This is a genomic window from bacterium, assembly GCA_030247525.1.
Lineage (GTDB): Bacteria > Electryoneota > JAOADG01 > JAOADG01 > JAOADG01 > JAOTSC01.
The window spans coordinates 1-3,548 of record JAOTSC010000242.1; the positions used below are offsets into that span (position 1 = coordinate 1).

The following is a 3,548-nucleotide window of genomic DNA, read 5'->3' on the forward strand; positions in this document are numbered from 1 at the left end:
GTGGTGAGTTGTACGACATCATTTTCGACACTGTCGGCAAAATTTCTTTACCGCATTGCAAACACTCCTTAAAACCAAACGGCATATTTCTTGAGGCTGGGATTTCAGCAGGATTGATTTTACAAATTCTCCTAACATCGGTTGTTGGTACCAAGAAAGTGAAGTTTCACGCAACAGGACTCCGGTCACATAGCGCGAAGTTGGCAGATCTTCAATTTCTCCAGAAGTTATTTGAAAAGGGTCAATACAAAGCGGTAATCGACCGCAATTACTCGCTAGAGAATATCGCAGAAGCGCATCGCTACGTCGACCTCGGTCACAAAAAGGGAAATGTTGTTATTACGATGAATCAGTCATAATGACGACCAAGAACTTAAATCAAAGACAAATCACACCACTGCAATCGATACTGCTATAACAGAAACGGCGCCCCTCATGAGGCGCCGTAACTACATCAAAACCAAGTCCACTTACCTCATCAAGAGCACTGCATAACCGCCAGAAGTTGTGATTGGTAACGGATTGTTATCATACGCAGTGCCTACTCCGTTTATTTCAATCCAGCCACTTGGTCGTAGTGTTTGGGGTGTTAAACCGGTAAAGACGAAGAACCCCCACGCATTGGTCGTGGTGGTTTGTAATGGCGTCTCAGCGCTATTCAGACAACGCACTGTAACATTGGGAACACCGACCCATTCTGTAGTAGCATTTTCATTGTAATCGCCGCAGACTCCGGCAATCTTCACATCGCTGCCGACTCGCAGATAAGCGCCATAGTTGATCAGATTCGTTGTCCCCGAGCGCGATTGGAAAATCGCTACGCCGTTGTTGTTGGATAGCGTCACCGTTTGGACTAAAGTATCGCCTGCATGAATTGTATCGGGACCCGGAGTTATCTGCATGATGCTGTCGATTATCGATATTATCTGCGGCGGGTTATATTGTCCACGTCCTACCATTCGCATTGTAACAACATTACTTGTTCTCATCTCCATCACGAAATGGCCACTGGAATCAATCGACATATATGCGGAGTCGGAATCGAACACACTGACGGAATACCCGGAAATTCCCGTTTGTTGCGTTGCCCATACGGAAAGCCGCCAGTTACCAACGAGATCATAGTTTGATCCGGCAGGCGATGTCGGATCACTTGAATCGTCGGTACAACCAATAATTGAGAGGCTGAGAATCAGGATGGAAATGCTGAGAAGAAACAACCGTGGCATAAATACCTCAAGGTTAAATTGACACCAAGAATACACACAATTAGAAGGTACAACGAACTTCTCTTAGTGACAACCCTTCCCAAAGAGATTTATCATTTCCCAGGTTTGTTAATGCTCCTCAAAATCAGAGTATCGCAATTTACCAGCGAAAGCCGAAACAAGAAAGCGACGATAAATGGAAGACTACCACAAATGTATGATATTACCCTGATTAATACAGTCGGATCTATGATGAAAGATGTGAATCAGAATCAGTTGATTATTGGTTTAGGAGATGCCTTTTCCTCGTAGGTAGTTGCCAAAATGTGAATCATCTCCTTCGATATGGTTGATTAGCCACCCTTTTAGAAAGGTAGTAATCTCACTAACGCTTAGCACTTTATTGTGGTACTTCTGAATATACGTTTGCACTTTAAGCAACAGATTTTTATGCTCAATGCGATGCATCGCTAAACCGGGATAGTTGTACATCGTCATAACTTCTTCTTCATGCTGAAAATGGTTCTCGGTGTAGGATAGCAGTTCGGAAAGGGCATACTCAAGTATTTCTTTACCCTTTCCATAAACAATAGCGGAATTGACGATGTTCAGGAGTGCAAACAGCTGTTTGTGTTCACTATCAATCTTGGAAACATGAACAGAATACTTGTCCGACCACTCCACTAAATTAACAGATATCGACATCTTTCCTCTCCTGTGGTAATATCATTTTACTCATCATGGTAAGATTTGTAAAGTCTGTACACAAGTAAAATAGAATGTGTATCTCTGTAAGATTTTCCTTTTACCTTCAAGCGGCTAACTTGTCGAAAGAAAGAAAGGCGAGCCCTTAGGCTCGCCTTCTGAGTTACACTAATTGCACTTATCGCCGGTTATTTAAGCAGGACAACTCGATCAGTTAGAACCTGCTTACCCGCTTGTAACCGATACAGGTATGTCCCGCTTGCATGCTTATTGGCAAACCACTTCACTGTATGTTCACCGGCACTCATCCTTTCGGATATCAATGATTCGACCAATTGACCACGAAGATTAAATACATCGACTCGAACATTCTCAGCATTCTTTAAAGTGAAATTGAACGATGTCGTTTGATTGAATGGGTTCGGGTACACTCGAGCCAAATTACTGCTGATTGGCAGATTATCGGCAACATCCATCAAACCGGAAGTGGAAATCTCAAAATCACTTTCAGAGATATCCATTGTATCAGGTTCAGCAACCGCACAGATTTTTATTCGAGCGTGATTGGTCGTTGGTCCGGTCACCATCCAAACTTCTTGTCCATCGTTCGGTGAAGAGCCATCGATTGTAACCCAGTCACCATTGGGGTAATTGTAGTTAATCTTTATCATTACGGCGTTGTAATTATTGTTCGTGTTCCATCGAATCGTATCGAGTGAATTGATCACTAACCGCTCGCCGCCATTGGGATGAGTGAGTTCAAATGTTGTTTGTGGAACAGTCGCTGCGGTGTCGATTCGATATATCGAAAATCCGTTCGAGTATTCGGCTGTATACAAGTAATTCTCTCGCAACCGCAGAATGATTGGCGAACAATTTCGAAACCGGCCAATCGGCGAAAGCACTGACGGATTAGTGACGTCAAACGCCCACAAACCATCAGTACCATTAGCAACGAATAGTTGGTTACCACTAAGTAAAACATCGCACGAATTTCCACTGGTGAAACCATGCCAACTATTGATTACTTGTATGTTTTCTGTGTTGTTGGCGTTGTAAACGGTAACACCGGCATTGAAGTTTGCTACATAAACGATTCCGTCGCGAACAACTAATCGCCTCGCAGTACTTGTTCCTGCGATCGAACCAATTAGTACTGGATTCGAGCGAATCGTAATGTCATACACCGACAATCCGCCGGAGGTCAGCCCAGCATACAATCGGTCTCTTTCAATGGCGACACTCGAAATCCCTGTATTGTTGATTTCACAAATGAGAGTTGGCAATGAAGGCGTTGCAACTGAAATGATTTTCAGACCAATATCCCGTTCTACAAAGAAAAGGAGCGTATCAAGTGCAGCGACATCTATACCATTTGAAATCTGAAAGGAAGAGACAACAACCGGATTCGAGGGATTCGTCATGTTTAAAACCGAACAAGATTGCACTCCTCCGACAACAACATAATTGTTTCCAATGTCAACAACATCTCCTCGGTACTGGGGATAAGTAGTCGCATAACTTGGAAAGTTTGGATTACTTACATTCCATGTTACCAAGCCGCCAGGATCGTTATTCAAATATAGGAAATGTTGGTAGAGGGATACTCCCCAAGTGATCGTCTGAGGGTAAACT

At 43.3% G+C, this 3,548-nt stretch carries 4 protein-coding genes; 1 reads left to right on the forward strand and 3 read right to left on the reverse strand.

All coding sequences use genetic code 11. From position 1 onward, the window contains the following. Nucleotides 1-359: zinc-binding dehydrogenase (locus tag OEM52_14445; GenBank protein MDK9701334.1), on the forward strand; the 359-nt coding region annotated here is incomplete at its 5' end. A gap of 111 nt (nt 360-470) precedes the next feature. Here OEM52_14445 and OEM52_14450 read toward each other — a convergent pair. The 3 genes from OEM52_14450 to OEM52_14460 all read right to left on the reverse strand — a co-directional run. Then, complete coding sequence (locus OEM52_14450; GenBank protein ID MDK9701335.1) at nt 471-1,229, reverse strand: hypothetical protein; 759 nt, start codon at nt 1,227-1,229, stop codon at nt 471-473. A 267-nt stretch (nt 1,230-1,496) separates the two neighbouring features. Continuing rightward, on the reverse strand, nt 1,497-1,913 hold the full coding sequence (locus tag OEM52_14455; GenBank protein MDK9701336.1) for a bacteriohemerythrin: 417 nt from the start codon (nt 1,911-1,913) through the stop codon (nt 1,497-1,499). 188 nt (nt 1,914-2,101) lie between these two features. Continuing rightward, nucleotides 2,102-3,548 (reverse strand): T9SS type A sorting domain-containing protein (locus tag OEM52_14460; protein ID MDK9701337.1); only part of this gene is annotated, 1,447 nt, incomplete at its 5' end.